The sequence below is a fragment of the Neobacillus paridis genome (assembly GCF_016765675.1).
Lineage (GTDB): Bacteria > Bacillota > Bacilli > Bacillales > Cytobacillaceae > Neobacillus > Neobacillus paridis.
This window is the reverse complement of the sequence record NZ_JAESWB010000362.1, coordinates 135,438-155,279: the sequence shown is the minus strand read 5'-3', so window position 1 is coordinate 155,279 and position 19,842 is coordinate 135,438. Positions and strand designations below refer to the sequence as shown.

Here is a 19,842-nt window from a genome sequence, read left to right as displayed (position 1 = left end):
AATGTCAATGGAAATGAAAACTCCCGCATTTGGGAACTTACAAGGATTAAAGGTTGTTTACTCCGCTGTTGAAATTGCCGGTCCGGAGGCCGCACAGATGATGGCAGAATGGGGTGCCGATGTTACCTGGATTGAAAATACCTTCAATGGGGATTCAATGAGGGATACAACATATGTCAAAGAATTGGAACGCCGCAATCAAAAGAGCTTATCCTTGAATATCTTCTCAGAGGAAGGCAGAGAAGTATTCTTAAAATTAATTGAAACCGCCGATATTTTTATCGAATCAAGTAAAGGTCCGGCATTCGCCAAGCGTGGTCTTACCGATGAATTATTATGGGAGCATAATAAATCACTCGTTATCGTCCATGTTTCCGGATTTGGTCACACTGGGGTACCGGATCGAGTCAACCGGGCTGCCTACGACCAAACAGCTCAAGCGTTCAGCGGCTATTTAGCCCAAAACGGTACAGAAGAACAGCCAATGATTGCTTCTCCATATACAGGTGATTATTTTACATCCCTAATGGTTGTAGGATCTTCGCTAGCCGCCCTCTATAAAGCACAAAAAACAGGGGTTGGCGAAAGTATTGACGTCGCCATGTACGAAGTTATGCTTCGCATGGGTGCCTATTATATGATGGATTACCTTAATGGCGGCATTCTCTATCCGCGTGCCGGGGCAAGACATCAGAACCTCTGCGGCATCGGGGTCTATAAATGTAAAGATGGCTTTTTGAGCCTCTGTCTATATGGAGCGAAACAGAACAAAGCCCTACTTGATCGAATCGGTCTGGGTTACCTGTGGGGTACTGAGGAGTATCCGGAAGGCACGACTGCGCTTTGGCTTGATGGACCTAAGGCAGAGCTTATCGAGCAGAAACTGGAAGAATACTTATTGACGCAGCCGGTAGACGAAGTGGAAGAGGACTTCTCCAATTGCAAAATTGCTGCGAATAAAGTGATGACATTTGAAGAATTGCCGGAGCATCCACATTTTAAAGCGCGTGAGGCCTTCATTGAATGGGAAACGATGGAAGGCAAGAAGTGTAAAGGACCAAACATCTTCCCTAAATTCAAAAACAACCCGGGACAAGTTTGGCGGCCAATGCCAACACTAGGAATGGATACGAAAACGATTTTAACAGATTTGGGATATTCCAGTGAAGAGATCCACGAACTGAAGGAAAAAGGCATTATTAAAATGTCTTAAGGGAAATGGCTCACATTTCAATTCATGAAGCGGGATGTATGAATCATTTGAATTCATGCACCCGCCCTATCAAGAAATCAACGATGAAGCAGACTAATGATTAAGAAGGTGTAAAAAAATGAGAGTTATTGCATGTGGCAAAGCGGTTCCTGAAGAACAGGACATTGTTATTTCAAAGGATAGACAAGTTTCTTTTGATAAAGCGGAATGGAAATTCGGTTCCTATGACCTAAACGCAGTTGAAGCAGGGAAACAGATTGTCGAGGCTGCAGGGGGCCAATTATCCGGTTTATGTGCCGGCGGAAAAATTCTCGAAAATCCAAAAATGAAAAAGGATATCGTTTCCAGAGGGCTTGATGAGTTATTTACCGTAACAGATGAAGCGCTAGAACAGGTAGACAGTTTTCAAACGGCTAAAGTTCTTGAAGCGGCAATTAAAAAAATGGGCGAATATGATCTCGTTTTATGCGGCGCTGGTTCTTCTGACTTATATGCACAAGAAGTCGGTAATCAACTAGGTGAATTATTAGGCGTGCCGGTAGTGAATGCGGTCAACAAAATTACTCCTGAAGGAGATAAAGTGATCGTGGAACGGGCGCTGGAAAATGAAATTCAAGTGCTGGAAATTTCTCTACCTGCCGTTCTGTCTGTAACTTCAGAAATTAATACTCCACGTATTCCTGGAATGAAGGACATTATTTCTGCGAATAAAAAACCAGTCACAAGATGGAGCTTGGCTGACATCGATGTGGCTGAATTGGAACCATCTCGTGAAGTTGTCAGTACGTTAGCACCAGAGCAAGCCGATCGCCGCCTGAATATTTTAGAAGGCGATTCTGAAGAAGCAGTTGCAGAATTTGTAAAACTGATTAGTGCCGAATTGAAGTAAACAGAATAACGAGGTGAAATGAACATGACTGTAAATAAAGTATGGATTATAACGGATGACCGTAATGCTTTAGGAGAATTATGTGCTGGCGGACGCCAGCTGGGCGAAACAGTATCCGCCGTTGTCTTTGCCGATAAAACACAAGCAGAAGAAGCGATTCAACTTGGAGCAGACGAGGTTTACGTATTTGGACAGCCTTCGGAATCAGTGGTGATCGAATCTTATTCCAAAGCAATTGCCGATATGATTCGTGAGGCGGAAGTAAATTTAGTGATGGTTCATGCTTCTGTTAGCGGCAAGCTCATTGCCGGAAAAATTGCCGCCCAATTAGGAACGGGAGCATTAGCTAATATCTCAGATATTGATGTCGAAGATGGCATCGTGGTGAAACATATGGTGTACGGCGGGGCCGCAGTTAGAACGGAAAAGGCCTTATCAAAAACGGCTGTTGTTACCGTAGGAACCGGTGTATTTACAGCATTGGCAAAAGATCCGTCACGACAAGGGAGCGTAACTGAAGTAAATCCGGAACTGGCTAATACAGGAATCCGCGTCTTGGAAACACGTCCAAAACAAGGTGAGGTCGTCAATTTAAGTTCCGCCAAACGAGTAGTCGGGGTTGGCCGTGGTTTTGCCAGCAAGGATGACCTGCAAATGGCGGAAGAACTTGCTGCTTTAGTTGGTGCGGAAATGGCTTGCAGCCGTCCAATTGCCGAAGGTGAGAAATGGATGAGCAAGGAGCGCTATGTAGGTGTTTCAGGTGCCGTTGTGAAGCCGGATATTTATCTGGCAATTGGAATCTCTGGCCAAATCCAGCATATGGTAGGCGTCAATCAGGCAAAAACACTTGTGGCCATTAACAAGGATAAAAATGCCCCGGTATTCAAACAAGTGGATATTGGTCTGGTCGGGGATATCTATCAAGTTCTGCCGCAAATTGTTGCCAAATTAAAAGAGCAAAAATTAGTGACGGTTTAGTAAGTGGAGGCTGCTGACAGCAGCTTCTTGCCACATCTAAACAAAAGGATAAGCAGAACGGAAGACAAGCTGCAAGGTTACAGCAACTTAGAATCAATTATCATCAAATACAACAGGGCAGAGGTGAAAAAGATTGAGCGAATTTGATGCCATTATAGTAGGTGGAGGCCTTGCCGGCTCTACTGCGGCTTATGTCTTGGCGCAGCAGGGGTTGGAGGTTCTACTTATCGAAAGAGGAAATTATGGTGGTTCCAAAAATATGACCGGCGGTCGTCTCTATGCTCACAGTTTGGAAAAAATCATTCCAAACTTTGCTGAGGAGGCACCAGTCGAGCGAAGAGTGGTTAAAGAGCGGATCAGCATGATGACAGAAAATGATGCGTTCACGATCGATTACCATTCACCGCGTTTAGCACAAGCTGGCAGTGATTCATACGTTGTCATGCGCGGTGAGTTTGACCGCTGGCTTTTCGACAAAGCGGAAGAAGCAGGAGCGATGACTGCAGCTGGTATCAAGGTAGACGAGCTGATTGTTGAAAATAATCGCGTCACTGGTGTGATCTGCGGTGATGAGGAAATGCGGGCTGACGTCGTCATTCTCGCCGATGGGGTCAATTCCTTATTGGCAGAAAAAGCTGGCTTAAGAAAAAGAGTTCAACCATCTCAGGTAGCCGTAGGAGTCAAAGAAGTATACGGGCTGCCTGCCAAGGTGATTGAGGATCGCTTTGGCTTAACAGGTAATGAAGGTACGGCTTGGTTATTTGCCGGTTCGCCAAGCAATGGCTTGGTTGGCGGCGGCTTTCTGTATACCAATAAGGAAAGCATTTCTCTTGGTCTAGTCCTCGGTCTTGAACATATCGGCGAAAGTGAAAAAACAATTGAAGAAATGATGGTTGCCTTTTCCAATCACCCTGAAATAGCTCCGTTAATTAAGGATGCCAAGCTATTGGAAAGAAGTGGACACGTTGTTCCGGAAGCCGGTTTATCGATGGTTTCAACCTTGTACGGTGACGGTTACTTAATTTGTGGCGATGCCGCCGGCTTTTGTTTAAACATCGGTTACATGGTGCGAGGAATGGATTTGGCGATTGCCTCAGGAGAGATGGCCGCAAAAGCTGTCATTGCTGCAAAGGAAAAAGGCGACTTCAGTTCAGCGACACTACAAAGCTATAAAACTATGCTGGATGAAAGCTTTATCATGAAGGATCTGGCTGTTTATAAAAATTTCCCATCGTTTATGGAAAATCCGCGGATTTTTAACCAATACCCGGCAATGGTATCGGAAATTATGGCAGAAATGTTTATCGTCAACGGGTCTCCTGCCGTTCCATTACGGAAAAAGGCCATGAAACATCTGAAGACTGTTGGCTTAATGAATCTGCTAAAAGATGGATTTAAGGGGGTTAAATCTGTATGACCATGTCTGTTGAAGAAAAATTGGGCGTCAATAAGTTTTTTGTGAATGAAGGCAAACCCCATATAGAGATCGACCCTAACTATCCCGATATGAAGGAAAAGCTGAAGCTTGTCAAAGCCTGTCCGGGCGGCTTATATAAACTGAATGAAAATGGAACATTATCGTTTGATTATGCCGGCTGTCTGGAATGTGGGACCTGCAGGATTTTGTGTTTAGGTACGGTTGTTAAGAAATGGGAGTACCCGGAAAGTACCATGGGTGTGGAATACCGGTACGGATAATAAAGTGAAACTTCCATCAGCGGGGATAAAATAGCTGAACCTTTTGAGATGCTAAGAGGTGGAAAAAATGGCAGATATAGTGGGGAACAAGACTTTACGGGATTTGTGGGATGAGCTGGTCCGTATCTACGGTGAAAAAAAAGTCTTGATCTTTCATGACTGCAATGGAAATGTCAATGAATTTACCTATCGACAGTTAAATGAAGAAATTAATAAGACAGCCAATTTATTCCTCGATCTAGGAATAAAGAAGGGCGATCATGTTGCCATTCAACTGCATAATTGCCCGGAATTTTTAATGAGTTGGTTTGGTCTGGCAAAAATCGGTGCCGTCATGGTTCCTTTAAACACACAATATACCGAAGAAGAATGTGAATACATTATCAATAAATGTGACGGTGTCGAGCTCGCCATTGTGGAAGAAGAGTTTTTACCGTTTTACCAAGGTGCCGACTCTGGCAAGATGATGGGGATCAAACACATATTGTTGGCGAGAACTGATAAGCAGCTCCCTGGTACAGTAAATTTTACCGAAAACAAGGACAAGCAGCCTGTGGAATTAACGGAACTGATCCCTTTAACAAGCGATGATACCGCCGAGATTTTGTTTACATCAGGAACTACATCAAGACCAAAGGGTGTTGTGCTGACACATTGCAATATGTTATATGCCGGTCATTTTACTGCCTGGCAGCTATCGATGCGGCAGGATGATCGCTATTTAACAATTATGCCGGCCTTCCATGTTGATTTTCAGCTTAATGCCTTAATGCCTGTGTTGACCGTCGGGGCGACGATGATTGCTGTGGAGAAATACAGTGCAAGAAGGTTTTGGAAACAAATTGTTGATTATAAAGCGACGATTACAGAATGTGTCCCGATGATGCTTCGGACAATGATGCTACAGCCTCAGCAGGAATGGGAAAAAGACCACTGCGTTCGTGAAGTGTTCTTCTACCTAGCAATGACTCCTGAAGAAAAGTTAGCTTTTGAAGAGCGTTTTAACGTGAAATTTTTAAATTCATATGGCTTAAGTGAATCTCTTGTTGGTGTTATTGGTGACTCTCCATCTGGAGAAAGGAACTGGCCTTCGATAGGGAAACCGGGACTGTCCTATGAAGCAAAAATTATTGATGAAGAAGGCAATGAGCTTCCTCCTAATGCCATTGGAGAAATTTATATAAAAGGTGTTCCCGGAAGAACGATCATGAAGGAGTACTATCATGACCCTGAAGCGACAGCAAAAGCCCTAAATTCAGAGGGATGGCTGCATACCGGAGATAAGGGTTATGTGGATGAGTCCGGTTGGTTTTACTTTGTGGACCGCAAAGTAAATATGATTAAAAGATCGGGAGAAAACATTTCCACCTCGGAAATTGAAAATATTCTGATGTCCCATCCGAAAATTGAGGAGGCGGCAGTCATCGGCGTCCCCGATCCGATTCGGGACCAGGCAGTCAAGGCCTTTATTGTCTTTAAAGAGGGCGAAGAGCTTAGCCAGGAGGAGATCTTAGCCTATTGTCATTGCCATATGGCTAAATTCAAAGTGCCTTCCTTTATCGAAATAAGAAAATCATTACCAAGAACCTGCACTTATAAGGTCCAAAAAAAATTACTTAAATAAGCAGATTAGTCAGCTCTGGCTGCATGAGCGGTCTATGAAATGATCAAACGCTGATGAATAGAATGAGTGGTAACAACTAGCATTTGCTAGGCTAATAAAAAAGCGTGCCTGTCTTCCTAAAGCTTTATACTTTCTTAACGCATAAGCGCACCAAGGAAAGCTTCATAAAAGCATAGGTATCGCAGCCCAAAAGTTATGTTTTGGGCGACCTAGCCTCTGCCTTCGCCCTTTGGGGCTCGCCAGTCGGCGAGTTTTCTTTAAAATTATAGATTTAGAAAGGATGAAAAAAATGACGTCAGCAACAGAAACCAAATCAAGAATTAAAATGGAAATGGTTGGACAAACATTCGGCCCATTCGAAAGGGATTACAATTTTAAAGATTTGATCCTTTTTGCCCTTGGCTGCGGTGCCGGCATCGATGGTAAAACAGATTTGGAATATGTTTACGAGAAGGACTTGAAAATTCTCCCCATGTTTGCAGCGATGCCAATTGTCGACAGTGAAGTCACGAAAACGATTGATTACGGCTATAATTATGCCGGCTCCCTTCATTGGGGCTTTGATTTAAAATTCCACAAGCCGTTGACAAAATTATCTGGTAAACTAAGTACACATGTATTGCTGAAGGGCTTATACGACCGTGGTCCTGACAAAGGTCTGTTAGCCCAGCATGTTGGTGATACGTATGATGAAAATGGCGAATTATTATTTACCAATGAAAGCTGGGATTGTTTAATTTATGATGGTGGCTTTGGCGGACCGAAACCACCAAAAGATATTGTAGAAATGCCGGATAGAGAACCTGATTTTGAAGTAGAGGAGCGGATTCCTGAGAATCAAGCGTTAATTTACAGACTATCAGGAGATTTCCATCCACAGCATATCGATTGGGAATATGCCAAGGCAAATGGCCAAATGAAGCCAATTCTTCATGCTGTAAGTTTTGCTGGGGTTGCCTGCCGTCATTTTATTAAAACATTCATTCCTGGTGAACCGGAGAGATTAACCCGCTTCAAAACACGTATAACGGCTTCTCTTCTGCCTGGAGCAACGATTAAAACACAAATGTGGAAAATGGGTGAAAATAAGATTCATTTTAGAGTCATCGATGCTTACACACAAGCAAAGCCTTACCTGAACTTTGGCATTATTGAATGGAAATAGATTGATGATACCTAAAGGTTAAACTCACTGGAATGCGGCAGCGGAGCCTTGGTGATTGTTAAAGAGTGAGCAAGTGCTTCGCTCCACTTCCAGCCGAAGGTTTACCAAAAAGGGAGATAATGATGATGCAACCACAAAAAACCCTCGATGATTTTGAATTAACACCTTTTTTAAAAAAGATGATCATTTTTGCCAGCGGCGGTCCATTTTTGGATGGCTATGTTCTCGTTATTATTGGGGTAGCTCTGGCCCAATTAGGCCCAAAATTGCATTTGACGGCGCATTGGAGTGCATTGGTCGGAGCAGCCGCCTTGGCAGGGATTTTTATTGGCACGGCCCTATTTGGTTATGTAACCGATATAATCGGCCGACAAAAGATGTTTACTATTGATATTATCGCTATTGCCATTATTTCTATTGCTACAATGTTTGTTACTACCCCCATTCAACTTGTTATTATGAGGTTTTTAATCGGGATCGTGATTGGAGCAGATTACCCGATTGCCACTTCTCTAGTAACGGAATTTACACCACGAAAGTACAGGGCTATTTCAATCGGATTTATTGCTGCTATTTGGTATGTAGGAGCCACCGCAGCGGACATTGTCGGATACTATTTGATTGATGTTGACGGTGGTTGGCGCTGGATGCTGGGCAGTTCTTTTATCCCTTGCGTGATCCTTTTAATCGGAAGATGGGGAACACCGGAATCGCCGCGCTGGCTGGCAAGCAAAGGGCGGATGGAAGAGGCGAGAGCGATTGTAGCCAAGCTCTTTGGTCCCGATGTAGAAGTGGAAGCAGAAGAGGTTCAAAAGACTCGTTATAGTAAGATTTTTGAAAAAGGCTATTTCGGAAGGATGCTGTTTGTCGGTACCATCTGGGCCTGTCAGGTAGTTCCGATGTTTGGATTATATACCTTTGGGCCGCAAATCATGAGTGCCTTTGGCTTTGGTTCAGGCAGCCAAGCGATATTAGGTGATATCGTGATCAGTATGTTTTTCTTAATCGGCTGTATTCCGGCAATGTTCTGGCTCAATTCGATTGGCCGACGCCCTTTACTAATTGGCAGCTTTGCGATTATGACGTTTGCCCTAGCTGTTTTGGGATTTTTCCCAAACGCTAATATCTGGATTGTTGTTGCGGCCTTTGCGCTATATGCTTTCTTTTCCGGCGGACCTGGGATTTTGCAATGGCTTTATCCAAATGAACTGTTCCCAACGGAGATTCGCGCTTCGGCTGTAGGAGCCGCCATGGCCTTTAGTCGAATTGGCACCGTTTTGTCAACCTATGCCTTACCAATCTTTATGGAGGCTCGGGGAGTTGGCCCAACGATGTTTGTTGGCGTGGCCATCACAGTTCTCGGTTTAGTCGTGTCCATAGCGATGGCTCCTGAGACAAAAGGATTAACATTGGCTCAGTCAAGCTCGGTCGATTTAGGGAAACGAGTAATAGCCAAATAATCTGGTTCCTAAACCGTATGCTGAAAAATTCGAAGAGATCCTTAATCTCGTATTACATTAAAAAGTTATCCTGAAAAAGACAATGAAAAAACCTTAACATTTACGAAAAAGTGTTAAGGTTTTTTATTTGTACTATTTAATGTGAGTCTCATACTCGATGTCGATATTCAATTTCTTTAGTTTGTAAAATAAACTTTGGCGTGACAAGCCTAATTCTTTTGCAGATTGATTCATATTCCCGTTATTTCGCTTGAGCGCTTGCAGCAATATATCTTTCTCAACTTGGTTCATAATTTGTTTAAAATCGTTTGTTTTTGGCAAAATGATCGGCAAAATATTACTTTTGAGGGCATTCTCTTGAATGAAAGCAGGTAAATGCCGTACTAACAGGGAAGTATCATTGGGATCAACCATGTTCATTGCATGCTCGATACAGTGACTTAATTCCCGGACATTTCCCGGCCAGTTATAATTTTCGAGTATTTTCATGACCTCCGGGGAGAGTCTGTCGATTTTTCTTCCCAGAATCTTATTGTATTTTTTTATATAATGCCAGGATAATGTAATGATATCCTGCTTTCGGTTTCGTAAAGATGGACATTCTAACGTAACAACGGCGAGCCGGTAATAAAAATCACTCCTTAGCTTTTCATTTTCAATCGCCTCTAAGGGATTAATATTCATCGCACTAATAATCCGTGGATTCACAGGGATTTCCTGGTTCCCTCCGACCCGGCGAATGCGATTGGTCTCCAATGCTCTTAACAATTTGGCTTGTAGAACAATACTCATGGAATTGAGCTCATCAAGAAAGAGAGTGCCATTTTTAGCTTCTTCAAATAGTCCGGCTTTATTTTCAGCCCCGGTAAAGGCACCTTTCGTTGTTCCGAACAGTATGCTTTCCAGTAACGAATCTGGAATCGCCGAGCAGTTGACGGCGATAAACGGCTCTTTTGCGCGGGAGCTTTCGTTATGAATACTTTGGGCAAAAAGCTCTTTACCGGTTCCGGTTTCCCCTAAAATCATGATGCGTGACTCTGACCGGGCCATTCTTTTTGCCGATTGAATCACACTTTGCATCGCTTCTCCCGAGCCAATAATGTCCTCGAAGCAAAACTGGGTTCCATTATTAATCTGATGATGCAGTTGATTATTAAGGGCTTTTTGCAGTTTAGTGACAATCTCTGTAAGGGCTTGGATTTTGCTGGTATCGCGGCTGATCGCGACTGAACCGGTGACCTCCTGTCCTGTGAAGACAGGAAAAATGTCCATTACGAGCTCTACAGGCCCTCCACTGGCTGAAGTATAACGTAATAGCGTATTTTTTAATACCCGTTTTTCTTTGATAGCCTTTATGTGGACACTATTTTCTTCCCCGAGTTTATAAACATCTAATACATTTTCTCCGATAATTTCACTCGTTTTATAGCCGTCCAGCTTTTCAAAATCCTTGGATGCAAAAACGATTCTTCCTGTGGCATCAACAATGGAAATATAACAGTCTTCTAAGCAATCTAAAGAGTGAATAATTAATTCCAAATCATCATGGTCCGCTATCGAATTGTTTTTAACTATTTGAGATTTCGAAAAATTGTTTATGGCCATCAATTACATCTCTCCTAAATGGCGTTCATTATTTGTTAAAAAAATCAGATAACTTACTGAAAAATCTTTGATGTCCTGTAACAGTACCGTTTCCTCTATTCTATTTTGTCACAGTTTTTCTAGCTGTGTGATTTCAAAAAATGAAAGTTTTATTAAATTTAGCTGCCTGTTATCTTGACGAAAGCTGGGATGATCGGGAAGTAAAGTTGATTGAAATTCTCTGATGCTACAATCAACATAGAAAACATTCCCAAGACGGCGATGCATCCATAAAGATTCATATTTCTTTAATTACGGGAGATGGTCATGAAAAATGCAAGACTAATTAGAATTCACAATATTGCCACAAATATTCGCTTGATTCTTAATTTTCTGTGTTAAAATGTAATTGTAAAAGATAAATAACAAAAACATAACATCTTAGGAGACTCAACCATACGTGTTCGTTCCGTTCGTGAACGAGTAGTAAGGTAATTCCTTTACAAAACGGAATGAGGAGGAGCGAGAAGATCATTTTGAGAAAAGAATAAATCATCAATGATTCCTTCGAAATTAGCATTAGTTAAACCTAATGCTCAATTAAGAAGCAAGCTTGAAAGTGAATAAAAAAACACTTACAAGTCAGAAAAGTTAATGATTTATAAGGTGAATATGAAGGAAAATAAACCGACATATTCTACCCGACTTGATCAAAAAGATCGATTGCGAAGAGGCCAAATTCCAATTGGGGAATAAAGAGTCTTAATCGGTCCTAAACCGAAAAAGTTTCTTACAGGAATTTGAATTCCATTTAACATGCGAATTAATTCCTTTAACGGAACAAACACACATCGGCTAATTTTACCGAAAATCCAAATTAAAATTACTTTTAATAAGGATTAGGTTAAAATTTTAAATTGGCTGATGTCATGGTTGGGTCTCCTAAGGTGTTATTTACTAAGGAGCTGTTTCATAAAATGGAGCAGTTCCTTTTTATTATCTTAAAATCAAATAAATCCTGTGAACATTGCTGAATTTAAAGAAAAAAGCCGATCAAGATCTCGATCGTTTTAAAGTTACCGTGATTGTCGGTGCGATGTTAATTGGCTTCGTTGCCTTGATGGCTGCGATTAATAATTTTTGATATTAATGCGTACGGCTTGATACATTTTCTAGGTGTATGGAATACCCCGTGGCAAACTATTGGTGTCTGGCCCCGAGCGAACCATTTAATTCCAAGCTTTGTAAAATTATATTTGGATTTTGTAAAAAAGCCGTGGTTTTTGTAAATTTGTGCGCGGATTTTGTAAAAATAGATGAAAAAAACCCGCCATCTATTTTATGACCATTCCAGCTCCGGAGAGGTTCAGAGAAATCGATTTTCTACCTCGAAATATTCCAGCATTTGGGGTCGCTGCAGAGGTATCCTTTAAAAAACAAAAATTCCCTTTTTTGACGTAGGATTTAAGGTTATCTTATATGACAAATTTATTTATTAAAATCTCTAATTTTTGGGCCATTTTTGCTAAATAATCAGTGGCATGAGCAATTTCCTTCATAGATGCTAATTGTTCCTCCGAAGAGACAGCAACATTTTTAGAAAAGCTTGCAGAATTAGTAGCAACATCAGCCATTCTCTCCACTGAAGATGCAACTTGCTGAGAACTAGCGGCCATTTCCTCTGCTACCGCTGAAACTTCCGTTGTTTGTTGAACTACATTTTGGGCTGCAAGAAGGATTCTTTCGAAAACATTTCCCACTTCATGTATTTGTTTTAACCCTTGATCAACTTCAATATTGGCGTTATCCATTGAGTGAACGGAGGATATTGTATCTTTTTCAATTTCGTTCACCATTTCTTTCACATGTTTCGCAGAAATAGCAGCTTGTTCAGCCAATTTTCTTACTTCTTCTGCTACAACCGCAAATCCCCGACCTTGTTCACCAGCTCTAGCTGCTTCAATTGCAGCGTTTAAGGCAAGTAAATTTGTTTGGTCGGCAATACTAGTAATCAATGCTGCCATTTGTCCAATTTCTTTCGACCGTTCATTTAATTGGTTCACCAAATTGGTAGATTCCTCAAATGATTGATTGATTTTTTCCATTTGCCCAATAGCCAATTGAATCGACTTATTGCCTTTTTCGGCCTCTTGTTCCGTTTTTTCAGAGTTAGACGATACGATCGACATCGTATCCGAAATATGTTGAATTCCTTGCGTCATTTCCTCAATTGCCTGGGAAGATTCCAGAGCCCCTTGTAGTTGAGTTTCCGCGCCGCTTGCAACTTCCGAAATGGCTGAAACAATTTGGTTTGCGGCCTTTGTTGTTCCCTCTGAATTTAAGGATAACTCTTCGGAAGAGGAAGCTACTTGTTCGATTGTTTCCGCAACATCTTTAATTAATTTGCGGAAGTTTGAAATCATCACATTCAGGGAATTGCCCAATTTCCCTAATTCATCCCTATGGTTAACTAGTTTATCATTGATTTCAAGTTTCAAATTTCCTTTTGCAACATTTTCCGAAACTGAGACAAACTGTTGAATCGGTTTAATAACATGCCAGTAAACCAAAAAAGATAGTAATGCCAAAATAATCATAAAAATAACACCAATAAAAAGACTTACATTGAATAAATTGCTTTTAACAGATGTGCTTGTTTTCTGCTTTTGATTTATATAAAGAACCCCGATTGGTTTATTTGTAAAGTCCTTTAAGGTTGTGATCAACTGAGCATTTTCAATTGAACCGGATTCAGAAGTCTTATAAATATGTAAATCTGAATTTAGTTTGGATAAATATGTAGAGAGCTGGTTTTTATCAACTTTTAATGAAGTCGTTAACAAAGTTCCATTCTCGGTTAGTACAGCAATATCATCATGCATGGTATCCTTAATTTCATTAATCGCATGATTGTCAAGAATTCTTCCGAAAATCAAAATGCCTGTTGGTTCGGCGGTACCATTGTCATCCGTAATGATAGATGCGGCAATAACAGCTAAGCCTTTGGAAGTTTGAAATAGACCTGTAAATTCTCTTTTATTTTTTAATTTATCGACTATTGCTGGATTACTTAGTTTGTCGGTGAACTCCGGAACATCTCCGGATTGTGAAATGACCTTCCCATTCAAATCCGTCGTGGCAACATAATGTATATTAGGTATCGCCCTTACACTTGAATTAATATTCTCTTTTATCCATGTGACGTCTCTGTTCTTAACTGCCAACCTGAATTCTCCCCAATAGGAGTTAGACTTTAATGTGTCTAAAAGTTGGTCTCCGTATTTTTGCATTACATTCTCAGTTGCTTGACTGGATAATTTTCCGCCGGAGGAATGTATTGTATCTCAGATCCTCCCGCCTTTGAAAGTTCACAACAAAAAAAGTTCCTCAAAAGCGACGGTATCACCGCGTTTTTGAGGAGTATTGTAAATTTTTTAGTACATTAGTATTCCATTTTTTTCTGTCACTGGAATTCCGGCTTAACGAGTCCCAGCCTTGCGAAACCCATCAATGACATTGAACGCCGCAAATACAGTAAAGATGGAAATTATACCGCCAACGATCCACATTTTTAACTGACTGGCAGTAATAGAAAATAGATTGGTCAGATACGTAATAAAATCGTAGTTTAATAGATTGGGATGAACTAGTATCACAATGAATACGAGGGTTCCTAATACTTCAACAACAGAATGGCAGATGGCAACGTTTTTCGTCCATTGTCTTGCGGTTAATTTATATAGGGCCAAGGCAATCTCCAAACCGATGACCAACACAACGATTGGCCAATATTGGAGTAAAACATTTTGATTGAAAGCAGGAGTCACGAATTCAATTCCATTGTTGCCGCCTTGATAAACACCGACAAGCTGATTGGCATAAAAATAAAGTGTTGCCCAAATCGCGGTCCACATTAAACTTCCAAACACTTCAGTCTTTGAAATGGCTTTTTTCCTGGGGATATTAGGGATTTTTTTTAAATCATCAGGGGTCCATTTTTTAAGGCAGGCTGCCAGCGGTTTGTTATCTTTTCGATTATCCATTCTTTCGATCATCGCAAACACAATTGTCAGCCAAAAGAATGTCTGAATTCCCACTTCTATGATTCTCGCAATCCCTTTGCCTATTAGACTTATAATAATACCGATGACAGTTTGGTCACCGCTATACCCGATAAAATATTCCGCCAGCATCGTGATCAACGAAATAACCGCTGCAATCGGCAAAATCATTTTTAGAAGTGTCAGATAGACATCAAAATAGCGCGAACCAATTAAGTGCCTTGGCCGATCCTGATAATTGCCGGCCAACGTAACGGGGTCCCCCAACTTTTCAAGAACCGCCTTTGCCTCATCTTCGCTGTAATCAGCTGGCAGCATATCCTCAATCGTTGACCGTAACTCTAGGGCAATATCCTCCCGATTTTTTTCTGGAAGCCTTCGAGTCACTTCCTGGATATAAATCTCAATTAGGTTCATCTTCTTCCTCTCCCTTTAATAGGCTATATAGCTGTTGCGAGTTCTTCAGCCACTCCTTTTTTAATTGTAAAAAAATCTCTACCCCATAATCGCTTAAAACATAGTACTTGCGGGGTCTGCTCTCGGATGTATCCCAGCTGCTCGTCACCAGCTCCTGTTTTTCTAAACGGCGAAGCAGTGGATACAGGGTGCTTTGATCGATGGTAATTCCCGATCCCTCCAATAACTGAACAAGTGAATAGCCGTATTGTGGGGTCCGCAACTGACTTAATACCGCTAATGTCAATGTTCCTCTCCTAAGCTCGGTTGTTAATGACTGCAATAATTGACTCATTCCCCCACCTCATTTCCATTACTGTAGATGATACAGTATTTGCTCTATACTATGCATCGTACACTATTATTGTGCCGAAAACAATGAAAAACTAAAAAAGAACCAACAAATTAGACCTCGTCTAAAGTGTTGGCTCCTTTTTTCAGGGCTGATTGATTTTATACAAACTATTGGAATTTTACCGGAACCCACTGGACCCTGTCACTCATTTCTCCAGCAGTTTCCCCAAAGGTTTAAAGATTCCGTCCATCAGCTCTGTCGGACCAGGCGGATTAGGAAAGAAAACAAGCATGCTTCCAAGGAACCAGCCGATTACAGATAGCGAAAGGAAAATAATTTTTTCCTTTTTCGATCCCCGCCCAAGCTTCGGCCATTCAAATAATGCCATGCAAACGAAAATGAACGTAATCCCTAGTACCGCAGCCCACTTCATTCCGTTTTCACCTCTTGTTCCGGATAAGCACCAGGTTCGGTGACGATTCCCGGTCTGCGGATTTTCGCTGTTGTCTCAAGCGTTACTTCAACCGTTGGAAAAATATCATCCCAATTCTGTTTGTATTTTTTCCAGACATTGGGGTAAGCACGGTGGAAGGCTTCGGCAAAGCCAAAAATATCGGCATTCATCTCGTGCTGAACCTGCTTTAAAGCTTCCTTCACTTTATTATCAATATCTGCCTTTAAGTCTTGTTCCAGCCTGTGAATCGTTTGCGGATTTCCAGTATTAAGGGTTGTCCCATTTTGAATAAGGTCATCTTCTGTTTTGGCTTGCATGGTGATTTTCCATTTTCCATTTTCAATTTTAGGAATCAGCCTAGAGTAGGCCCGCAGCAGTTGCATTGAAACGTATCCTTCCGTATTGTCCGGCTTTACCGTTACAACGGCTAATTCGATTTCATTTCTCAGCCATAGTAATCCCCTTGTTGTCGAGGCATCGATCGAACCAATCATTTTTCCATTTTTCAAAACGGCTGTTCCAATAATATCGGCGATCGTTTGCTTTTTATCTTGACTTTCCGGCGGAGATAATATATCGATGTAAGGCAAAGCGGCGGTTCCACTTTCCCCGATGAGCATTTCCGCGAGATCTTTCAACGTGATATCCACGCCAATCTTTAAGCCTGCCAAATTCCGCAAGACTTCTGCCAAATCCCGCTCTAATGGTGGATTAAGGCTAAATATGTTTTTCACCTTTTGTTTGCTGATAAATATGTGAGAACGTTCACGTGTTTGTGGATGGCGCATGATAAAATCGATGGTAGGGCGAAGATCTTCGTCTCTGGCCAACTCCTCATCGATCACAAACACCTCATTATGCCCCCAAAATAAATGACGGGGGAATTCCTGTTGTAGCATCGAGATCGCCTCCGCAATCGAGATGCCTTCAGCTGAACGGACTAATACTTGCTGACCTTGACCGCCGTTGCCGCCGCCCATTTCTTCTCCCACACCGGCGTTTTTCGGAATATAGACAATCACACTTAATTCAATCGTCGATTCTGTTTTTTTATCAATGCCAGCCGCCGTAATAATCGCCATATCATTCAATTCTTTTCTGTCCCAGCAGCCTGTAAGAAGGGTAACAGGCAGGAGAAGGGAAGAGATTTGCAGCAAGATATTTAATTTTGTAAAAAAGGTAATCGCTCTCATTGGCCTCCATCCTTTTTCTGTTGAAACTTCTGTTGGATCCAAGCGATGCATAGCAGCACAACCGGAATCCCCAGCTGGAGCGTTAACATATAAAAAGCCCCCGATGTTCCTAGAAAGTGCGCTAATGATTGCAGATTGGGAGCTGCCCAATGGCCGAGCACCAGTATAAGAAACCCGATTGGCAAAACAATCGGGCGATAATCAGATAGGCTGAGCCACTGAGCCATCCCAAGAACAGTGCTGTAATAAAACATGGAAATTTTTATAAAAGTTCCGGACACCCAAATGGCCATAACGATGGCTTCAAGATGCTCCAAAAAGTCAGCAATACTGATGTAGCGGACGGCAACCATGACCGGATAGGTATCCTTTATGGTCAGCTTGCCTAGAAGCATATAGGTGGACAGGTTCGTTATGACTAACAGGAACATGACACTTAGAACGGAAAGCACGCCCCATTTCATCGCTTTTCCGGAATCTTTTAATAACGGTAGGACAAACGCCATCAGGATGAACTCACTGAACCAGGCTGAGGGGACAATCGAGCCCATGAAAGAGGGCATGATTCCATTCTCCATTACGGGTAATAATTTTTTCGGATCAAGATCTTTGACGAGTAATAAGGTCATAACTAAAAAAAGCAAACTTACGACCGGTACGATTATTTGTGAAGATCTACCGATTGCCTCAATTCCGCCGTAAACGGCAAGGGCGCAAACAAGGAGCATCGAACCCATCACCACATTCATCGGTGTGGTGTTAAGAAAAGTGCCAACGACAAACTCACCGTATTCCCGGACGATAATCCCATTCAGGTGGAGAAAATAAAGCAAGAAGATCAGCCCCAAAATTTTTCCTGCTATTTTCCCCAGGATTTGCTCGCTATATTGAATAAGACTTTTTTCAGGATAGAATTTATTTAATTTACAGGAGATATAGACCGTTAACAAGCCGCTAATAGCTGCCCAAATCGGTGATAGCCACAAATCTTGTTCAGCGTGTTTGGCTGTAATCGCCGGAACTAATAATAAGGCTGTCGCAAAAATGGTCGGATTCATCATCAGCGCCAGCTGAAAGGCAGATATTTTCCCTTTTTCAATCATTGTGATAACACCTACTCCGTACCTTTGGATGGGTCTGGTTTTTGCCCCGGTGGCTGCCGATTTTGATTGTAATCCCCTGTTAAACGGGGCCGTTTGCGCAGTGCCCACCACGGCGCCCGGAACATGACATCCTTCATTTCGCTCGCTCTCATTGGACCCATTGGCGATAAATAAGGCAAGCCAAAGGAGCGCACGGTGCTTAAATGGACAATAATGGCAATCAGTCCAAGCATAATTCCCAGCAGTCCTAACGTCCCCGCCAGGAGCATGATCGGAAAACGCAGCATTCTGATGGCGATAGCGGCGTTGTAGCGTGGTATTGTGAACGAAGCAATTCCCGTAATCGCCACAACCATAACCATGGGCGCGGAAACAAGGCCTGCGGATACGGCTGCTTGCCCGATGACAAGTGCCCCGACGATGCTGACAGCAGAACCAACTTGCTTAGGAAGCCGGATTCCCGCTTCCCGTAATGCTTCGAAGGTGATTTCCATAATCAATGCCTCGACCAACGCGGGAAAGGGAATCAGTTCCCTTGACTTGGCAAAACTGAGCAGAAGAGTGGTGGGCACCATCTCTTGATGATAGGTAAGGACGGCTACATACCCAGAGGGCAGCAACAAGGCCATCACGAGAAATCCATAACGCAGCCAACGAATTAATGTGCCAATCATGAACCGTTGATAATAATCCTCGGAGGCTTGAAGCAGCGAATAGAGTGATGTCGGAACAATGATGACAAAAGGCGTTCCGTCTACCAATATCACAATCCGTCCTTCCAGGAGATTAGCCGCAGCCACATCCGGACGTTCGGTGTTCAATATTTGCGGAAAAGGGGAGTATGGATGGTCTTCAATGAATTCTTCGATATACCCGCTTTCCAAGATGCCATCAATCTGAATCCGTTGCAAGCGACTCTTAGCTTCCTCTACCAGGGTGGTATCTGCCAGCCCGTCCATATAGGCGACGATTACTTTCGTCTGTGTTTGCCGTCCAATGTTCATCGAAATCATTTTAAGCTGGGGACTTTTAATTCTCCTTCGTAAAAGCGAAGTATTGACAGCAATCGTTTCCGTAAAACCTTCCCGTGAGCCGCGAACGACTGATTCAGACAACGGTTCTTCAATCGCTCGTTTTTCCCATTTGGACAAACCGACAGAAATGGCTATGGAATATTGATCTACAAGGATGACAGGGTTGCCCGTTGAGATTTGTTCCGCTACTTCAGCAAACGTCTTGTTTTCTTTTATACTGGAAACGGTTATGCTTTGTTCCATGATTGCATGCAAATTTTCTAACTCGGCGGGTGTTTGCTGCATGAGTGGTGACAGGACGCTTTTATCCATTTCTTCAATATTAGACATGCCTTCAATATAGATCAGGAGAGCTTTCATTTTACCGGCAATGGAAAAATGACGATACACCACATCTGCACAATTGTGGTAAACCGATTGAAAGAACTGCTCATTTGTTTGTAAATTCGCGCTAAGTGAATCCTGCAATGAAAGAGACGATGGATTCGTCCCCGGCTTTTGAATGGGCTCCTTCAATCCGGTTAATTTTCTTTTTTTCAATCTTTTAAACAAACCCAACTACATCACCCCAATTCATTGCATCCTTAAACTTGTCACGATCTTTATAACATTGCCGTTTGTTTAGCTACCAGGGA

At 42.2% G+C, this 19,842-nt stretch carries 16 protein-coding genes; 8 read left to right on the top strand and 8 right to left on the bottom strand.

Annotated elements, in window-relative coordinates:
• The first annotated feature begins 1 nt into the window (after position 1).
• The 8 genes from caiB to JK635_RS21495 all read left to right on the top strand — a co-directional run bounded on the left by caiB (position 2) and on the right by JK635_RS21495 (position 9,027).
• Complete coding sequence (gene caiB, locus JK635_RS21530; RefSeq protein ID WP_202655980.1) at positions 2–1,213, top strand: L-carnitine CoA-transferase; 1,212 nt, start codon at positions 2–4, stop codon at positions 1,211–1,213.
• A gap of 118 nt (positions 1,214–1,331) precedes the next feature.
• Positions 1,332–2,102, top strand: coding sequence for an electron transfer flavoprotein (locus JK635_RS21525; RefSeq protein WP_202655979.1), 771 nt, complete (start codon positions 1,332–1,334; stop codon positions 2,100–2,102).
• Between the two features lie 24 nt (positions 2,103–2,126).
• Positions 2,127–3,080, top strand: coding sequence for an electron transfer flavoprotein subunit alpha/FixB family protein (locus JK635_RS21520; protein ID WP_202655978.1), 954 nt, complete (start codon positions 2,127–2,129; stop codon positions 3,078–3,080).
• Positions 3,081–3,213: 133 nt separating this feature from the next.
• Complete coding sequence (locus tag JK635_RS21515) at positions 3,214–4,497, top strand: FAD-dependent oxidoreductase (RefSeq protein WP_202655977.1); 1,284 nt, start codon at positions 3,214–3,216, stop codon at positions 4,495–4,497.
• Entirely contained in the window at positions 4,494–4,778 is a 285-nt protein-coding gene (locus JK635_RS21510; RefSeq protein ID WP_202655976.1) for a ferredoxin family protein, read from the top strand. Before JK635_RS21515 ends, JK635_RS21510 begins: the two co-directional genes overlap by 4 nt.
• A gap of 67 nt (positions 4,779–4,845) precedes the next feature.
• Positions 4,846–6,402 carry a crotonobetaine/carnitine-CoA ligase gene (gene caiC / locus JK635_RS21505; protein WP_202655975.1) on the top strand — a complete coding sequence of 519 codons (1,557 nt, stop codon included), beginning with the start codon at positions 4,846–4,848 and terminating at the stop codon, positions 6,400–6,402.
• Positions 6,403–6,691: 289 nt separating this feature from the next.
• Positions 6,692–7,567: a MaoC/PaaZ C-terminal domain-containing protein gene (locus tag JK635_RS21500; RefSeq protein ID WP_202655974.1), complete on the top strand. Its 876-nt coding sequence runs from the start codon at positions 6,692–6,694 to the stop codon at positions 7,565–7,567.
• Between the two features lie 119 nt (positions 7,568–7,686).
• A complete protein-coding gene (locus tag JK635_RS21495) occupies positions 7,687–9,027 on the top strand; it encodes an MFS transporter (protein ID WP_235888289.1) in 1,341 nt (446 codons plus the stop codon).
• A gap of 132 nt (positions 9,028–9,159) precedes the next feature.
• On the opposite strand, the gene JK635_RS21490 is transcribed toward JK635_RS21495, so the two are convergent.
• The 8 genes from JK635_RS21490 to JK635_RS21455 form a co-directional block, all read right to left on the bottom strand.
• Positions 9,160–10,632 carry a sigma-54 interaction domain-containing protein gene (locus JK635_RS21490; protein ID WP_202655973.1) on the bottom strand — a complete coding sequence of 491 codons (1,473 nt, stop codon included), beginning with the start codon at positions 10,630–10,632 and terminating at the stop codon, positions 9,160–9,162.
• 1,454 nt (positions 10,633–12,086) lie between these two features.
• A complete protein-coding gene (locus JK635_RS21485) occupies positions 12,087–13,901 on the bottom strand; it encodes a methyl-accepting chemotaxis protein (RefSeq protein WP_202655972.1) in 1,815 nt (604 codons plus the stop codon).
• Between the two features lie 189 nt (positions 13,902–14,090).
• The gene (locus JK635_RS21480) at positions 14,091–15,089 is read right to left on the bottom strand and encodes an HAAS signaling domain-containing protein (protein WP_202655971.1); all 999 of its coding nucleotides are present in this window, start codon (positions 15,087–15,089) and stop codon (positions 14,091–14,093) included.
• Positions 15,076–15,423 carry a PadR family transcriptional regulator gene (locus JK635_RS21475; RefSeq protein WP_202655970.1) on the bottom strand — a complete coding sequence of 116 codons (348 nt, stop codon included), beginning with the start codon at positions 15,421–15,423 and terminating at the stop codon, positions 15,076–15,078. Before JK635_RS21475 ends, JK635_RS21480 begins: the two co-directional genes overlap by 14 nt.
• A gap of 205 nt (positions 15,424–15,628) precedes the next feature.
• Entirely contained in the window at positions 15,629–15,856 is a 228-nt protein-coding gene (locus tag JK635_RS21470) for a hypothetical protein (protein ID WP_202655969.1), read from the bottom strand.
• Entirely contained in the window at positions 15,853–17,070 is a 1,218-nt protein-coding gene (locus JK635_RS21465) for a Ger(x)C family spore germination protein (protein WP_202655968.1), read from the bottom strand. Before JK635_RS21465 ends, JK635_RS21470 begins: the two co-directional genes overlap by 4 nt.
• On the bottom strand, positions 17,067–18,173 hold the full coding sequence (locus JK635_RS21460) for a GerAB/ArcD/ProY family transporter (protein ID WP_202655967.1): 1,107 nt from the start codon (positions 18,171–18,173) through the stop codon (positions 17,067–17,069). The genes JK635_RS21465 and JK635_RS21460 overlap by 4 nt, the downstream gene beginning before the upstream one ends.
• Positions 18,174–18,184: 11 nt before the next feature.
• Positions 18,185–19,765, bottom strand: a complete 1,581-nt coding sequence (locus tag JK635_RS21455; RefSeq protein WP_202655966.1) for a spore germination protein — start codon at positions 19,763–19,765, stop codon at positions 18,185–18,187.
• Between the last annotated feature and the right edge of the window lie 77 nt (positions 19,766–19,842).

Excerpts from the sequence above, each read along its gene's own strand:
- caiB (WP_202655980.1), top strand. The coding sequence starts at position 2 with ATGTCAATGGAAATGAAAACTCCCGCATTTGGGAACTTACAAGGATTA.
- JK635_RS21525 (WP_202655979.1), top strand. The coding sequence starts at position 1,332 with ATGAGAGTTATTGCATGTGGCAAAGCGGTTCCTGAAGAACAGGACATT.
- JK635_RS21520 (WP_202655978.1), top strand. The coding sequence starts at position 2,127 with ATGACTGTAAATAAAGTATGGATTATAACGGATGACCGTAATGCTTTA.
- JK635_RS21510 (WP_202655976.1), top strand. The coding sequence starts at position 4,494 with ATGACCATGTCTGTTGAAGAAAAATTGGGCGTCAATAAGTTTTTTGTG.
- caiC (WP_202655975.1), top strand. The coding sequence starts at position 4,846 with ATGGCAGATATAGTGGGGAACAAGACTTTACGGGATTTGTGGGATGAG.
- JK635_RS21500 (WP_202655974.1), top strand. The coding sequence starts at position 6,692 with ATGACGTCAGCAACAGAAACCAAATCAAGAATTAAAATGGAAATGGTT.
- JK635_RS21495 (WP_235888289.1), top strand. The coding sequence starts at position 7,687 with ATGATGATGCAACCACAAAAAACCCTCGATGATTTTGAATTAACACCT.
- JK635_RS21490 (WP_202655973.1), bottom strand. The coding sequence starts at position 10,632 with ATGGCCATAAACAATTTTTCGAAATCTCAAATAGTTAAAAACAATTCG.
- JK635_RS21485 (WP_202655972.1), bottom strand. The coding sequence starts at position 13,901 with ATGCAAAAATACGGAGACCAACTTTTAGACACATTAAAGTCTAACTCC.
- JK635_RS21480 (WP_202655971.1), bottom strand. The coding sequence starts at position 15,089 with ATGAACCTAATTGAGATTTATATCCAGGAAGTGACTCGAAGGCTTCCA.
- JK635_RS21475 (WP_202655970.1), bottom strand. The coding sequence starts at position 15,423 with ATGAGTCAATTATTGCAGTCATTAACAACCGAGCTTAGGAGAGGAACA.
- JK635_RS21470 (WP_202655969.1), bottom strand. The coding sequence starts at position 15,856 with ATGAAGTGGGCTGCGGTACTAGGGATTACGTTCATTTTCGTTTGCATG.
- JK635_RS21465 (WP_202655968.1), bottom strand. The coding sequence starts at position 17,070 with ATGAGAGCGATTACCTTTTTTACAAAATTAAATATCTTGCTGCAAATC.
- JK635_RS21460 (WP_202655967.1), bottom strand. The coding sequence starts at position 18,173 with ATGATTGAAAAAGGGAAAATATCTGCCTTTCAGCTGGCGCTGATGATG.